The following is a 14,955-nucleotide window of genomic DNA, read 5'->3' on the forward strand; positions in this document are numbered from 1 at the left end:
ATGGATGGATCTCATCCAAACAATCGATTTTGCCACTCTGCGTGAATGCCGCATAACGTGTCCCCGCAGTGTTCCCCGGGAGATTGATCACCTTTGGATGCATTGAAAAGGAAATTTGCATGACGTGGCTTTGTGCAATTCGTGCTTTGTGCGCGGATCTCGATCTGGAAGGCGACCCAATTTTATCGGGCCGCGCTGGAGATACATAACTATTGGACTAGCCCTCGTGACGAAGACTACCGCGTAGATGAGAGTGACCCCGACTGAGGTCGGCGCATTCGCCGGAGCAAACACATGCACGTTCTCGATGTTAATCAGATGATCCAGTCCTTCGTGAAGTCGCTTGAGCTGGTTTCGATCTTCGCTACCTTTTGCGCCGCGCTGGAGCTAACCTTTCCGGCTTATCGATACAGTTTTGCCTCGTACGTGCGCGGCGTCCGGAATTGGATCATTCGACTCGGATTGGGTGCGTTCGTCTGGCACCTCTACGCCGTAAGCCTGGTCTGGTTAGGGGTAAAGCCGCTCGTAACAATCAATTTCGGCACATTGCTTCAGTCTGAGAACGCAATCATTAACACTGGATTGGCTGTCCTTTCAGGGGTCTTGGTCGCGATCGCCGGCGACTTCTTTTACTACTGGATGCACCGCGCTCAGCATGCTGTTCCATTCCTCTGGCGCCTGCACGCTACTCACCACTCGATCCGCGAATTGACGGCATGGAATTGCAATCATCACGTTACCGAGCCCCTCATTTACGCAACGTTAGTAGCACTACCACTCGCACTGATCCACTTCGAATCTGGCGTGGTGCCCGTTGTCGCCATGACCCTGATTACGTTCCAGGCTCATCTTTCACACTCCAGCACCCGCATCAATCTTGGGCCGCTTCGATACATCATTGGCGACAATAAGTTCCACCGCATTCACCACTCTATGGAACAGCATCACCGGCACCGAAACTATGGGTTCTTTACAACCATCTGGGACACGATTTTTCTAACGGCATACTGGCCAAAAAAGAATGATTGGCCGGAAGTTGGCCTCCGGGACCAGTCCGAGCCGCTCACCGCGCGCGATTACATTATGTTCCCATTTGATCGACGTCGCTGGCGTAGAGCTAACGTCGGAAGTGGTGTAGAGGCTCAGGATTGAACGAGTGGAGATTTGCGCTTCGAATATTAATGACCTCGTGTCGTGGACGGCCTCTGCTCCCGGCATGGCGGGCGGGCAGCCAATCGAATTGCCGCAGCCGACTCTGAAGCACTCGTCAAGATCGGAAGCTATTTCATGCCAAAGCAGCCGAGCCAGAAGAATCAATGAACTTATCCGTGGGATACGTGGATCCTCGAATAACGCGTGTGCGGAAGAACCCGATCAGGATGGGACGACGCATTGAAGTAAGCCTGATCCCGTGTCTGCCGGTCAAGCGTAAATGTGCGCGTCGTTGGTTGTAAAAGTTTATACTAACTCCGACACGCTTTTGTAGGCATGGAGATAGACCTCCTCAGATCGACCACAACGTCATAGGAGACCAGCTTACGCCGATGCCATCTTGGATCGTCTCGTCCACAATGCCCACCGCATCGCATTGAACGGCGACAGTCTACGCCGAAATCAAGGCGGTCAGGCCCAAGGACCTCGAGTATGTCAGGTTTCCCGCGTTCGGCGGAGGTGGTGGACGTTTGATCCATTGATGCCATCATGAGCTCCCCCTCGCAGCTTTTCAGCTGCCTTCACGCTTGCTGGATAAACCGGTCTTGGATGGCAAAAATCAGCGTTGCCTGAACGCCAGACGGTATATACGAGGTTAACGAAGTAAGCGACCTGAACCACCAGAAGTACTGGAAGCAGCACAAAAATAGTCCGAGTTATGGATAGTGAGGCTGCGTATGCTGAACCTCCACTTACGATGGCAACCAGCAGCAGGATACGAAAAAATATTCGGAAGGACACGATAAACTCTCCTAATGACGCGTATTATCAATTATCGACGCCTGAAGCGTCGACATGGTATGACAGTTCTTTGGGCAAACACGCGCACAGATGAACCGCCCTGGCTGGTCGACGACCATGACCATACGATTTAGCCGATCGTCTAATTCAACACCTTCGGACACCTCGAAGATCTCCCCCAGCTCGTTTACGCCGTGAAGACGCATCACTTGTCGCGAGCAGACCTTGAAGCAGCAGCCGCACCCAATGCAGGTAATCGCATCGGTGCTAGTCGGGTTTTGAGGTTCCCAGCTTGAACCATCGCGCGTGTAAAATGGCTCAATCATCGCTGCTTCCCCGAGATTGACAGCTTCTTGCGAGCGGCGTCCAATTCTGCAAAAGCATCAAATGTCTTCTCGGCCACAAGTTTGATGTCGGTCCAGCGAACCGGCAGGTCCTCAGCCAAATCATGCAGCTCCAGCTTCGCCGACGCGGCCCGGAACTGCAACTTGCGTACGATTTTGAGCTGTTCATCTAGGTTCAGCATGGTTCCCTCTTTTACGTCGAACTTTTTGCCCGCGCCACATCCGGAAAGGTAAAGATGATCTTCATGGCATGGCCGACTAACGCTTCACCACATCCAGATAACTTGGAGCCAAACCCAAACCGATGGACATCCCGAGGTGTTTTCGACAAAGCCACCAGGCGTCCGGTCATAACGACACGCCCGAACCCATCGTGGTTGATTGTCATCAACGAGGATGTTTGAAGGCTGGAACGTTCCTCCACTCCGCACGCTATGCAGGTGTAGAACAGCTGGATCCTGGAAAGCAGTGTCGAGTCAGGATCGCCAATAATCGCCATTGCACGGCGCTGTTCCTTCGTAACAACGTAGTCGGAAAGAAGCTCCTGGTCGTTCTTTCCTTTTTCGACCAAGAAGACTGGAGGGAGATCGCCATGGCCTCCGGCGCAGCCTTGGGGTCGCAACCGACGATTAAATTTCTCTGCCCAAGATCGACGAGGTCTCCGCTGGCGTATTCTTGCAGGTTGTGGATTTGCCGATCCTCCTTTGCCGTAGAATGCGATTTGACGCAGGTCTGCCATCCTGCCTTGCTCTTCCTTCATTGGTTTTCGGCGTCCGGTTGGCACCTCAGCCGCGCCGCTTGCAGTGTTTCAAAACGCGTGCCACGTGCAACATCAGCTTCAAGAGCGATCAACACGGTATTTCCGGGCATTGATGAGACAACTGCAGCCGTATTGCGAACAACCGATTGTCACAGGACGGACAAATTGATCATGGCTGTCCGGAGCAGGCCGGCCGATCAAAGCGGCCGCCTCGAAATGTCGCCCAGCGAGACCAAAGTTCTCTACTTTGCCGCTGGCCGCCTGGTCACAAAGTCACGAAATCAGCCGGAGCGACTGCCCGTTCGTGCTCGAGTTTATGCATCTCACACAGAAGCTGTTTCTGTCATAAGCGAACGTAAAGCGCCGCCTTCCAAAGCTGATCAGGCGGCTGTGGTTTCTAGGGACACGAATTGGCGTGCCAATGCCGGATATACCTGTTCTAAAGGCGCCATCCTTGCGGCCTCTTCAAGAAGCGTTTGGCGCATCCAAAGGCTAGCAGGATCAGTATTGTGAAGCATGGGCCACTGAACTGCCTCGGTCAGCTTCGGAATTGGCAGCGGTAGATTCAGAATGCGCAGCGGCGTACTCTGTGCACAATGCTGAGCAAGTCTCAAAGGCATCGTGCCAATACGACGCGTTCCAGAGAGCATTCTTGGTATTATGCTGAACGACTGGACCACGACCTCTACGCGCCTCGAATAGCCGCTTTCGCGCAAGTGCCATTCATCAAAGGCTGGTTTTAGGGAACAACCGAACTTAACAGCTACATGCCCCATCGACATGTACTGATCAAAGGAGAAAGATTCGCCGATGCAGTCGTTCCCTTCACAAGCCACGCATACGAAGACATCGTCGAAAAGCCCTGTGTGAGGGTGCTTCGACATGAATGACTCAGGCATGATCAAAAAATCGACGTCCCCGCGCTGTAGGAGCTCGTCGAAATCTTCGGCGATCGGCATGAATTCAAAACTTACCCCTGGAGCCTCTCGCGCTACCCGCTCCACTACATTTTCGATAAATACGAGCGTGACGTAGTCGGACAGGATCACTCTGAAGCGACGTTCGCTTTGAGCGGGATCGAAAGGCTGCCACGAAATAACCGATAGCTGGATGTGCAACAACGCTTCACGCACCGATGCTGCGAGTCCTTCGGCTCGGGGCGTCGGGACGAGCTCGCGGCCCACCATCATAAACAGCTCGTCTCGAAAATATGTTCGCAGCCTGGCAACCGCCGCGCTCATCGCAGGCTGGCTAAGGTTGATGCTACGTGCAGCCGCGGTAAGATTTCGTTCCGTCATCAGCGCGTCAAGCGCGACGAGAAGGTTAAGATCTAGACCCTTAAATCTCATAGATTTGTCTCTGCTTGGAACACTAGAACGCCTGCTGCTCAGCCACCATTAAAGTAATATAAATGGCAGAAATCAAGTAGAATGAGTTTCAAGTATTGGTAGATTTCTCCTCCTGGGGCAGTCATTCAGTTGTATAAGACGTATTCCGGCTCACGCTATCACGGTCATTATAAATATTGCGCGCATTTCAGGGATTTAAGCCGATTTCTACCCCGTTTTGCGCGCCGTTCGGTCAGCAGAAGCTGCTTAGGGGCCGTATCGGCAGTTCGACCTTCTCCGGTTAGGTTGAACAAACCGAGAAGCAGACATGTAGTTGCATATTTCAAGGCATGCAGAGAAGATCCCTCAGACCTTGCCCCTGTACTGGATTGTTCAAGATGGAAGGGTGTAGCGACCGGGATCCCAGGTTGGGATTAGGTATCCAGAAATCAAAGGTCGGCCACGCCACGCGAAGGCGTCTTAGTTGCTACGATGAATTGTTGCGGGTCGACTACAAACATCAGGTGAAATTCCTATCGCGGATGTCTGCCTCACTCAACCAAAGACGCAAATGCGTCGCGCTCCATGAAAAATAGCAGGTCCTGGTCGAGCTTTCATTTGGACAAGCGAAGCGGCCCCGGGGCACAATCTCTTCCAATCTCTTCCAATCTCTACCAATCTATACAAATCTCTATCAGCCTCTATGAACTCGCAGCAAGTCAACCACGACCGGCCGTGCATCGATTCCGAGAAAACATTTGCTTTGATCGGGTTCTCTTCCGCGCGAGATAGGTCGATGTCGGGGAGCTGCTATCACTCCGTCGACATTCCGACTTTATGCAAGGAACCTAACACTGCGGCGACTGTGGTGAGCTTTTAGGTCCTTGTGGATTCAACCCGGCATGGGATTTGCATTTGTCGGATCAGCGAGAACCGACCGCAGTGCTACGGTCTTCGGGGCGGAAATAGCGTAAGTGTTCGCCTCTGACTCTGGCCTGTGGGTGGATCATTTTAGGCTGGCAATAAGATGAGAATGTTCGAATGAAGTCGAAAGTTTGCGTTCCGCTCCCAGTGATTTTCGCGACGCTGTCGGGCGGCGCGACCAAGGGCGGGAGACGTTGAGGCTGAAGTGAGGCTCCCGTCAAGAATGTTGGAGCGGTGGGCCAGCTATAACAGTGAATACATCGACGTTTCCGTAGTTACGAGCCGGCGCAAATCTGCTCAGCGGACGTTAGTCGCTCTGTACTGCGGCAACTAAGTTGGGATCATCAGGTGCGTCTCCCGCAGCGTTCATGCGACGGAGAGGCCTCGGTCATTGCGAAAGGTGTCACGACGTCACACGTGCAAAACAGGGGTTGATTCTAAAAGAAGAAGCATCGCTTGGAAGGCGAAATACCATCATGCTAGAACACTCTTTGCCGACGCTACCGATGTGGCGCGTGGACCACATCGAGCCCTCGCCAGAAATGTTGGCGCTAGTGGAAGAGGGACCAATCCATCGCGTCCGTTTCCCCTCCGGGCACGAAGGCTGGTGGGTGACAGGCTACGACGAAGCCAAAGCGGTGTTGTCCGACGCGGCTTTTCGACCGGCGGGGATACCGCCGACGGCGTTCACGCCAGACTCTGTGATGCTTGGTTCTCCCGGCTGGCTGGTTTCCCACGAGGGAGACGAACATTCCCGCCTGCGCGCGATTATAGGGCCGGCCTTCAGCGACTTCCGGACAGACTTGCTCGCACAGCAGGTCGAGTCGATAGCCGAACAGTTATTCGCAACGCTTTCGATTCAACCGCAACCGGCTGACCTGCGCAAGTACCTTTCCTTTCCGCTTCCGGCTATGGTCATCAGCGCACTAATGGGTGTGAGGTACGAGGATCATACCTTTTTTGCGGAACTGTCCGATGAGGTGATGACCCATCAACATGAAACCGGTCCGCGCAGTGCGTCCCGCTTGGCCTGGGAAGAGCTGCGGGTCTACATCCGTGACAGGATGCGCGAGAAGCGCAGAGATCCGGGCGATAATCTCCTGACAGATCTCCTGCTGGCGGTGGAGCAGGGTAAGGCCAGTGAGGAAGAGGCAATCGGCCTGGCAGCGGGCATGCTGGTAGCGGGGCACGAGAGCACCGCCGCGCAAATCGAGTGCGGCCTACTGGCTATGTTTCGCCACCCGGAGCAGCGCGAGCGCTTGATCGCCGATCCATCTCTGTTGGACAAGGCGGTGGAGGAAATTCTGCGCATGTACCCGCCGGGGGCGGGCTGGGATGGCATCATGCGCTATCCAAGATGCGATGTGACCATAGCAGGCGTGCATATCCCAGCGGAGAGCAAGGTGCTTGTCGGTCTTCCGGCGACGTCGTTTGATTTGCGCCATTTCGACAACCCAGAAGTCTTTGACATCGCACGCGAGGGAAACCCGCACCTGGCGTTCTCCTACGGGCCGCACTACTGCATCGGCGGGGCGCTAGCCAGGCTGGAGCTGAAGGCAGTGTTCGGTTCGATCTTCCAGCGCTTCCCGGGGCTGCGCCTTGCCGTGAAGCCCGAAGAACTGGAGTTGCGCAAGGAGATCATCACTGGCGGCTTCGAAGAGATGCCGGTGCTCTGGTGATGCGGGGACGGGCTAGCGGCAGAGTTTCTGCACTTTGCGGCCGAGCCTCTGTGGCGCCGGCGGATCAGCCAACCAAACGGGTAACGAAGATGGACGTGAAAGAAACTGTGGCGGTATGCCGGGATGCCTTCGCCGAACTGGCGTCGCCAGCGTGTATCCACGACCCGTATCCGTTCATGCGTTGGTTGCGCGAGCACGATCCGGTCCATCGCGCCACCTCCGGGCTCTTTCTGTTGAGCCGCCACGCCGACATCTACTGGGCGCTTAAGGCCACGGGGGATGCGTTCCTAGGACCGGCACCGGGCGATTTGGCGCGCTATTTCCCTCGTGCAGCGACCAGCCTGTCGCTGAGTTTGCTGGCTTCTACCTTAGCGATGCAGGATCCTCCGACACATACGCGCTTGCGCCGACTGGTCTCCCGTGATTTCACCAAACGCGAGATCGACAACATACGGCCGAACATCGCGCGAATAGTCGAAGAGCGCTTGGACGCTATTGCGCCGGCCCTGGGACGCCGGGAGATAGTGGATCTTCATCGCGAATTTGCGCTTGCCCTGCCAATGCTGGTCTTTGCAGAGCTGTTCGGCATGCCCCAAGATGACATGTCCGGGCTCGCCGACATCATTGGTGCCATCCTGGAGGGGCTGAGCCCGCACGCCAACGATGCCCAACTCGCAGCGGCGGACGCAGCTAGCGCCAAAGTTATGGCCTACTACGGCGACCTGATCCAGCGCAAGCGCACCGATCCCCGCCAGGACATCGTCTCAATCCTTGTGGGCGCTCACAGCGACGACGCCGACAAACTGTCGGATGCAGAATTGATCAGCATGCTTTGGGGCATGCTGCTCGGCGGCTTCGCCACTACAGCTGCGACGATCGGCCATGCGGTCCTGGCGATGCTGGCATATCCGGAGCAGCGACACTGGCTACAGGAAGACGCCGGGGTCGAGGCATTCGTCGAAGAAGTATTGCGCTGCGACGCCCCCGCCATGTTCAGCTCCATTCCGCGGATCGCCCAGCGTGACATTGAGCTGTGTGGTGTGATGATACCCAAGGGTGCAGACGTGCGCGTGCTACTCGCGGCCGGCAATCGTGACCCGGACGCGTTTCCCGATCCTGACCGCTTCGATCCCGCACGATTCTACGGCAGCACCAGCCCTGGCATGTCGAACGACGGGAAAATCATGCTGAGTTTCGGGCACGGTATCCACTTCTGCCTCGGCGCGCAACTTGCCCGGGTGCAACTGGCTGAGAGCCTTCCCCGCATTGAGGCGCGCTTTCCGACGCTCGCACTGGCCGAGACGCCGATACGGGAGCCATCTGCGTTCCTCAGGACGTTTCGCACTTTGCCCGTGAGGCTACATCCCGGTGGAGAGAAGTGAGATGCGCGTTGTGATCGATCAAGAGCTATGCGGAACCACCTGGCAGTGCGTGCTGACCCTGCCTGGCATCTTTCGGCAGCGCGAACCGGATGGCGTGGCCGAAGTTCACGTGGCGACCGTCGCTGAGGCGCAGCACGCCGCGGTTCGGCTTGCGGCCAGTCAGTGCCCGGTGGGCGCCATTCGGGTCATCGAAAGCGACAATTGCGGTGGCGAGCCAGGCAATGTCGGCCCCCTGCCCTCTCCGGCCGAGCTCGGGCGGCATGCCACGAGAGATGAACACAAACCGGGACGACACGATGGGACGGTTTGAGGGAAAGGTGGCCGTGGTGACCGGCGCTGGCGCCGGCGTCGGCAAGGCATGCGCCCTCGCCATCGCGCGCGAGGGCGGCAGAGTGGTGGTGGCCGACATTGACGACTCAGCGGCAACCGCCTGCACCGCCCAGATCGCGGCCGAAACTGGTCACGCGCTGACACTGGCCGTCGACATCGCCGACGCGCAAGCGGTGGCAGCCCTGTTCGAGACGGCGGAGCGCCACTTCGGCGGGATCGACCTGCTGGTGAACAATGCGAGCGCCATGCATCTGACCCCGCGCGACCGCGCGATCCTCGACCTAGACCTAGCGGTTTGGGATCAGACGATGGCGACTAATCTGCGCGGCACGCTGCTCTGCTGCCGGCAGGCCATCCCGCGAATGATCGCCCGTGGCGGTGGCGCGATCGTCAACATGTCCTCGTGCCAGGGGCTCAGCGGTGACACCGCGCTGACTTCCTACGCCGCGTCGAAGGCCGCAATGAACATGCTATCAACCTCACTTGCCACGCAATACGGTCGCGCGCAGATACGCTGCAACGCCGTAGCGCCGGGTCTCATTATGACGGAACGTCTCCTCGCCAAGCTCGACGAGCGATTGCAACGGCATTTGCACCGGCACCAACTCCTGGCGCACGTTGGCCGCCCCGAGGACGTGGCCGCGCTGGTGGCTTTTCTACTTTCCGACGACGCTGCGTTCATCACCGGGCAAGTTGTGTGCATCGACGGCGGCATGCTGGCGCACCTGCCGACATATGCAGATGGCGGTAATAATCCGGCCGAGCGCCCCGTCGATAGCGTGGACGAAGCGCCCTTTGCCCATGAGAGGTAAGAGACATGCTGCTCAACCCGCTGAATCGCCGGCGCAGGCTGCAATACAACATCCCGATCATGCACGGCGCGTTCCCGATAGTGGGGCATCTTCCCGCCATTGTGAGCGACCTCCCCCGGCTGCTACGGCGCGCAGAAGGAATGCTAGGGAACCACTTCTGGCTGGATTTTGGCCCGGGGGGGCAGCTGATGATTTGCCTCGATCCTGATACGCTCGCGGCGCTCCGGCACAAAAACGTCTCTTCGTCACTTATCGGCGAAATGGCGCCCGAGATTCTCGGTGGAACGTTGGTCAGTTTGGACGGTAGCGCGCACCGGCGGGCGCGAGACGGCATCAAGGAGGCTTTTCTTCCCAAGGGGCTCACTGCGGCTGGCATTGGTGATCTGTTTGCACCCATCGTCCGGGCGCGGGTGCAGGCGTGGCGCGAGCGTGGAGGCGTCTCTATCTTACCTGAAACCGGCGACCTGATGCTCAAGCTTACCTTCTATCTCATGGGGATCCCACCGCAAGATCTGCCCGTGTGGCATCGCAAGTACCGGCAACTATTACAGTTGATCGTCGCTCCCCCCGTGGACTTGCCTGGAACACCGCTGCGGCGCGGCCGCGCCGCCCGCGACTGGATCGACGCCCAGTCGCGACAATTCATCCGCGACGCCCGCGCGCGCTCTACTCGAACGGGGTTGATCAACGACATGGTGAGCGCCTTCGATCGCAGTGAAGATGCGCTGTCAGATGACGTGCTTGTTGCTAACGTCCGTTTGCTACTGCTAGCCGGTCACGAAACAACTGCCTCGACGATGGCCTGGATGGTAATCGAGTTGGCGCGCCACCCCGATCTTTGGCACGCCCTGGTCGAGGAAGCGCGACACGCAGGGACGGTGCCCACACAGCACGAGCACCTGCCGCAGTTTCCGGTTGCCGAGGCCCTGTTTCGGGAAACGTTACGCCTGCATCCGGCATCATCGCTCGTACCGCGTCGCACGACGCGGGAATTGCATCTTGGCGGGCGCCGCCTTCCTGCAGGCACCAGGCTTGGTATCCCGCTGCTGCACTTCTCGACCTCATCGTTGCTGCACGATGCGCCAGATCAATTCCGCATTGAGCGTTGGCTGGGACGCGTAGAGCCCGTGGGACCCATTGATATGTTGCAGTTCGGTACCGGGCCGCACGTGTGCATCGGTTATCATCTGGTATGGCTTGAACTGGTCCAGTTTGCTGTGGCGTTGGCGCTGACCATGCAAGAAAGCGGCGTGAAGCCGCAGTTGCTTAACGACGCTGAGAAGGGACGACGTTTCTTCCCGACGGCGCAGCCGTCCATGAAGGTCCGAATCGGGTTCTCATGAACAAGCCTTGCTCAGTCGCCAGCTTGGCTACGGCACCAGCAACATTGCTCGTCGACGCAGTTCCGGGTGAGACATAGGACATGCACAATATGCAGACTGATCCCACGCTACACCAGCGCCGAATTCCCGAGCTTGGTCAACCCTCCGATCAGGCTGGCGCAACATCCGTCGGGCTGCACTCGGAGGCTTGGATGCAGGATGGAGTGAAACGGGTCGAACAGGCACTGACGCAGCTTCTTGGGGCAGGAGACGACGGTGAGACCGAACTCACGGCGGCAATGCGCTACGCCACCTTGAATGGCGGGAAGCGCACCCGCGCTTTGCTGTGTATGGCCGCCGGTGCACTAGCCGAGGCCTCGGCGGCTACTCTGGACGATGTCGGAGCCGCCATAGAGATGATGCATGCCTGTACCCTTGTTCACGACGACCTACCTGCGATGGATGACGATGTGCTTCGCCGCGGCCATCCAACGGTGCACGTCAAGTTCAGCGAAGCCACTGCGATCCTGGTTGGAGACGCATTGCAAGCACATGCTTTTCTCACCCTTGCTGGCTTGGACGCTCCGGCAGACAGCCGCTCCGCACTCGTGCGCGAACTTGCCCAGGCAGTATCTACCGGGGGTGCCGCTGGAGGCCAGGCTATGGACTTGGCACTCGTTGGAAAGACCGTCGAACTCGACACGATCCTGAAGATGCACCGAATGAAGACTGGTGCACTTGTGCGTGCCTCCGTTCGAATGGGCGCGTTGTGTACGATAGCAGAAAATGACGAGCACGCTGAGTTATACGAGGCGCTGGATCGCTATAGCGATTGTTTCGGGATGGCATTGCAGGTGGTCGACGATATTCTTGACGCAACAGCCGATAAGGCCACGCTCGGCAAAACCCCTGGAAAGGACGCGGCGGCGCAGAAGCCGACCTGCGCGTCGATCATGGGACTGAAGGCCGCCCGGCAGTTCGTGCTGGATCTTTTTGGCGAGGCCAGTGAGGCGATCGTGCCGCTAGGCCCGGACGCGCAGCGCCTCGGGCAGATGTTACAGCAGGCCTACGCGTATCTGGCTAAGAGCGCATCATGTATATGAACCCGCACGTGCGCATAGTGTCTACCGGCACCGACCGCGTGTGGCCCGCGTCGGCAATATCTCCTGTTCTTTATCAGAGTCCGCGGCAGAGGCAGGGCGGCCCGGTGATGGATTCGGCACCACTTGCTCGGGCGTGGACAGCGGAGATGCCAGGGCGGAGCAAGAGTGGCGCGCCTAGCGGCCGGTAAACACGGGTGTCATCACTTATGGAAGAAGGCAGCAGCGTGACCGCACCGTCTGACCAGATCCTCTCGGAGTTGCGCCACCTCCTCAGCAAGATGAGCGATGGTGGCTGCGTCGGCCCGTCAGTCTATGATACCGCACGGGCCCTACATTTCAGTTGCGTCGTCGGCGGCAATCATGAGGCACGCGACTGGCTTATCGCGCAACAACAGCCCGACGGCGGTTGGGGAAGCTCGGACTTCCCGTTGTTCCGCCACGCGCCCACTTGGGCAGCCTTTTTAGCATTGCAGCGCGCCAGTTCTTTTCCCGGTGCTGCTGACGCGGTACAAGCCGCAGAACAGTTCCTCCGGCACCAGCCCGATCCATACGAGCATGCGGTACCGGAAGACGCGCCTATCGGAGCAGAGCTGATCCTGCCGCAGCTTCTGGGCGAGGCGACGCGATCGAAAGGATTGAACCTTCCGCGCCACCAAGCATTGGTACGGCTGCGGCAGTCTCGCCTCGCCAAAGTCCACACATTAGCGGCATTGCCGAGCGGGCATCCTCTGCTTCACTCGTGGGAGGCTTGGGGATCATCGCCGGCTATGGCTTCCCCAGATGAGCACGGCAGCATCGGTATTAGCCCAGCCGCAACCGCGGCGTGGCGTGCCCAAGCAAGTGCACAAGCGAGTTCACCGGAGCTGCTCAGGCGCGCCGACGCATACCTGCATGCCGCATCGCTGGCGACGGCCAGCGGCCTCGACAATATCCTTCCCAACGTGTGGCCAATAGATATATTCGAGCCCTGTTGGTCGCTGTTCAGCTTGTATTTGGGTGGCCTTTTGGCGCATCCCGCCCTCGCTCAGGCGGTGCACCGGATCGTCGCGCAACTCGAGGCTTGCATGAGCAAGAATGGCCTAGGCCCGGCATCACATTTTGCAGCCGATGCCGATGACACTGCTGTAGCGTTATGCGTCTTGAACCTCGTGGGCCGGGTGCCTGGCGTCCACGCGCTACGCCAATTCAAGATAGGTGAGGTTTTCGTCACCTTTCCGGGCGAGCGCAATGCTTCGGTGTCCACAAACATCCACGCTCTTCATGCCTTGCGATTGGCCGGCCAGACCGCCGCTGGCACAAGCGCTTTCGTCGACGCCAATCGAAATCCACAAGGTGTATGGGACAATGAAAAATGGCACGCCTCCTGGCTGTACCCGACTTCGCATGCGGTCGCTGCTTTGGCGCAAGGCGCTCCGACGTGGCGGGACGAGCGGGTCTTGGTGGCGCTCCTAAAGGCGCAGCGCTCCGATGGCGGCTGGGGCGCAGGGAGCGGATCCACATTGGAGGAGACCGCCTATGCGCTCTTTGCCATGCGCGTGCTGGACGAGAGAGAGACGCCAGCTGCCCGCGCGCGTGCTGGCCAAGCGGTAGCACGTGCTTTGGAATGGATGCTGGCCCATTATGTAGCGAACACTTCGCCTCACACTGCACTTTGGATCGGCAAAGAACTCTATTGCCCCACACGTGTCGTCCGCGTGGCAGAGCTCGTAGGCTTGTGGCTAGCGCTTTCCTGGGGGAGTAAGCCGGAGCACCGTAATGAAGACTGAGTTTGCGCTGGAACTAGTATTGGATTGGGGCCGAAGCCTGAGCGGGTTCGCCGCGGATCATGCCGTGGAAGCAGTCAGAGGCGGCCAGTACATACTGGAGAGTATTCAACCTTGGTTGGACGAACTTAACGCGCGCACGTTTCGCGATCCGCGGGACGAAACCCTGATCTTAGCCTTCTATCGCGAACTAGCACTCCTGTTCTGGCTCGACGATTGCCACGATCACGACTTGATCGCGCCTGAGCAGCTTGCCGCAGTGGAACTCGCGCTAGCGCAAGAGGCACCCCGTGCTCCCAGCGGATTCGAGTCGTGTGCTGCGCAGCGCGCTTCACTCGCCCAGCTCGCCTACGATCGGCGCGACTATATCCAGCTTCTGGATGATACCCGTCGCTACTGCGGGGCGCTCCGCGCCGGTCACACGCAAGCGGCAACGGGGAAGCAGTGGTCATACGCTGAATACCTTGACAATGGGGTAGCCTCGATCGCCTACACCAACGTGTTTTGCTGTCTCTCGTTACTTTGGGGATTGGACATGGCATGCTTGCGCCGCCGTCCAGCTTTCCGCCAGGCGGTCTGGCTTATCTCAGCGATAGGCCGCTTGCAGAACGATCTGCATGGGTGCGATAGAGATAGGTCGATCGGCGAAACTGACAACTCAGTGATCCTTCTACTGCGGCGCTATCCCGCAATGCCTGCAGCGAAGTTTTTAAACGACGAGCTGGCTGGCCTTACGCGCATGCTGCGCCGGCTTTTAGTAGAAGAGCACTTTCCCTCTGCGTGGGGCGCCCTCATAGACGCTATGACCGGCATCCGAACACATTTTTATGAGACCTCTCGCAGTCGCTACCGTAGCGACGGCACGGGGAGCACAGCAAGGACTGAGCCTCCAGCGTAAGCCGGCCGAAGCAGTTGCAGCGACCCTGCCCCGAACGGATGCAAGTGCACCGGATTTGCTTGAAGGCCGCCCTCGGCTGAAGCAGCAGGCCAATCCTTCGCCCGAGCGGGACAGATCGCGCTATCTCGCAAGGGCTGAGTGGTCCAATATTCAAGATTTTAATCGCCTTCATCCAAACAAATGATTTGTCAGACCCAAGGCGATCTGGAGTAACAGTGGCGCCACGATCGGATTTCACGAAGAAGATGATGCGCAATGGCGAAAGCTGAAATGTGTCCAGTGTCCTTTACCGGGACAATCGGTATCGCGACAGGTTCGAACTTTCACATGGGATTAGGAGGTTAGTCGCAGCGGTTG

General features: G+C 58.1%; 13 protein-coding genes and 2 pseudogenes. 10 read left to right on the forward strand and 5 right to left on the reverse strand.

What is annotated here, in order from left to right:
• Nucleotides 1-294: 294 nt before the first annotated feature.
• Complete coding sequence (locus tag RGCCGE502_RS32455; RefSeq protein ID WP_016558465.1) at nucleotides 295-1,152, forward strand: sterol desaturase family protein; 858 nt, start codon at nucleotides 295-297, stop codon at nucleotides 1,150-1,152.
• Between the two features lie 170 nt (nucleotides 1,153-1,322).
• Here the strand turns inward: RGCCGE502_RS32455 and RGCCGE502_RS39350 are convergent.
• A pseudogene (locus RGCCGE502_RS39350) lies at nucleotides 1,323-1,506 on the reverse strand (hypothetical protein); the annotation flags it as partial.
• A 25-nt stretch (nucleotides 1,507-1,531) separates the two neighbouring features.
• Between RGCCGE502_RS39350 and RGCCGE502_RS38510 the strand changes: the two are divergent.
• Nucleotides 1,532-1,705, forward strand: a pseudogene (locus tag RGCCGE502_RS38510) (ATP-binding protein); the annotation flags it as partial.
• Between the two features lie 259 nt (nucleotides 1,706-1,964).
• Here the strand turns inward: RGCCGE502_RS38510 and fdxB are convergent.
• From fdxB to RGCCGE502_RS32475, 4 genes are all read right to left on the reverse strand, one after another.
• A complete protein-coding gene (fdxB, locus tag RGCCGE502_RS32460; RefSeq protein WP_016558466.1) occupies nucleotides 1,965-2,279 on the reverse strand; it encodes a ferredoxin III, nif-specific in 315 nt (104 codons plus the stop codon).
• The gene (locus RGCCGE502_RS32465; protein WP_016558467.1) at nucleotides 2,276-2,479 is read right to left on the reverse strand and encodes a CCE_0567 family metalloprotein; all 204 of its coding nucleotides are present in this window, start codon (nucleotides 2,477-2,479) and stop codon (nucleotides 2,276-2,278) included. The genes fdxB and RGCCGE502_RS32465 overlap by 4 nt, the downstream gene beginning before the upstream one ends.
• Nucleotides 2,480-2,490: 11 nt before the next feature.
• The gene (locus RGCCGE502_RS32470; RefSeq protein ID WP_141652463.1) at nucleotides 2,491-3,057 is read right to left on the reverse strand and encodes a DUF269 domain-containing protein; all 567 of its coding nucleotides are present in this window, start codon (nucleotides 3,055-3,057) and stop codon (nucleotides 2,491-2,493) included.
• Nucleotides 3,058-3,437: 380 nt separating this feature from the next.
• Nucleotides 3,438-4,406: a LysR family transcriptional regulator gene (locus RGCCGE502_RS32475; RefSeq protein ID WP_016558469.1), complete on the reverse strand. Its 969-nt coding sequence runs from the start codon at nucleotides 4,404-4,406 to the stop codon at nucleotides 3,438-3,440.
• Between the two features lie 1,379 nt (nucleotides 4,407-5,785).
• Between RGCCGE502_RS32475 and RGCCGE502_RS32480 the strand changes: the two genes are divergently transcribed.
• The 8 genes from RGCCGE502_RS32480 to RGCCGE502_RS32515 all read left to right on the forward strand — a co-directional run bounded on the left by RGCCGE502_RS32480 (nucleotide 5,786) and on the right by RGCCGE502_RS32515 (nucleotide 14,598).
• The gene (locus RGCCGE502_RS32480) at nucleotides 5,786-6,988 is read left to right on the forward strand and encodes a cytochrome P450 (RefSeq protein ID WP_040676172.1); all 1,203 of its coding nucleotides are present in this window, start codon (nucleotides 5,786-5,788) and stop codon (nucleotides 6,986-6,988) included.
• Between the two features lie 89 nt (nucleotides 6,989-7,077).
• On the forward strand, nucleotides 7,078-8,370 hold the full coding sequence (locus tag RGCCGE502_RS32485) for a cytochrome P450 (RefSeq protein ID WP_016558471.1): 1,293 nt from the start codon (nucleotides 7,078-7,080) through the stop codon (nucleotides 8,368-8,370).
• Between the two features lies 1 nt (nucleotide 8,371).
• On the forward strand, nucleotides 8,372-8,680 hold the full coding sequence (locus RGCCGE502_RS32490) for a ferredoxin (RefSeq protein WP_016558472.1): 309 nt from the start codon (nucleotides 8,372-8,374) through the stop codon (nucleotides 8,678-8,680).
• Nucleotides 8,667-9,512, forward strand: a complete 846-nt coding sequence (locus RGCCGE502_RS32495; RefSeq protein ID WP_040676174.1) for an SDR family oxidoreductase — start codon at nucleotides 8,667-8,669, stop codon at nucleotides 9,510-9,512. The genes RGCCGE502_RS32490 and RGCCGE502_RS32495 overlap by 14 nt, the downstream gene beginning before the upstream one ends.
• A gap of 5 nt (nucleotides 9,513-9,517) precedes the next feature.
• Nucleotides 9,518-10,855 (forward strand): cytochrome P450, encoded by a 1,338-nt coding sequence (locus RGCCGE502_RS32500; protein ID WP_016558474.1) that lies wholly within the window; start codon nucleotides 9,518-9,520, stop codon nucleotides 10,853-10,855.
• 89 nt (nucleotides 10,856-10,944) lie between these two features.
• Nucleotides 10,945-11,937 carry a polyprenyl synthetase family protein gene (locus RGCCGE502_RS32505; protein WP_016558475.1) on the forward strand — a complete coding sequence of 331 codons (993 nt, stop codon included), beginning with the start codon at nucleotides 10,945-10,947 and terminating at the stop codon, nucleotides 11,935-11,937.
• Nucleotides 11,938-12,161: 224 nt separating this feature from the next.
• Nucleotides 12,162-13,703: a prenyltransferase/squalene oxidase repeat-containing protein gene (locus RGCCGE502_RS32510; RefSeq protein WP_016558476.1), complete on the forward strand. Its 1,542-nt coding sequence runs from the start codon at nucleotides 12,162-12,164 to the stop codon at nucleotides 13,701-13,703.
• Nucleotides 13,693-14,598, forward strand: coding sequence for a terpene synthase family protein (locus RGCCGE502_RS32515; RefSeq protein ID WP_016558477.1), 906 nt, complete (start codon nucleotides 13,693-13,695; stop codon nucleotides 14,596-14,598). The genes RGCCGE502_RS32510 and RGCCGE502_RS32515 overlap by 11 nt, the downstream gene beginning before the upstream one ends.
• The last annotated feature ends 357 nt before the right edge of the window (nucleotides 14,599-14,955 follow it).

This window comes from Rhizobium grahamii CCGE 502 (genome assembly GCF_000298315.2).
Classification (GTDB): Bacteria; Pseudomonadota; Alphaproteobacteria; order Rhizobiales; family Rhizobiaceae; genus Rhizobium; species Rhizobium grahamii.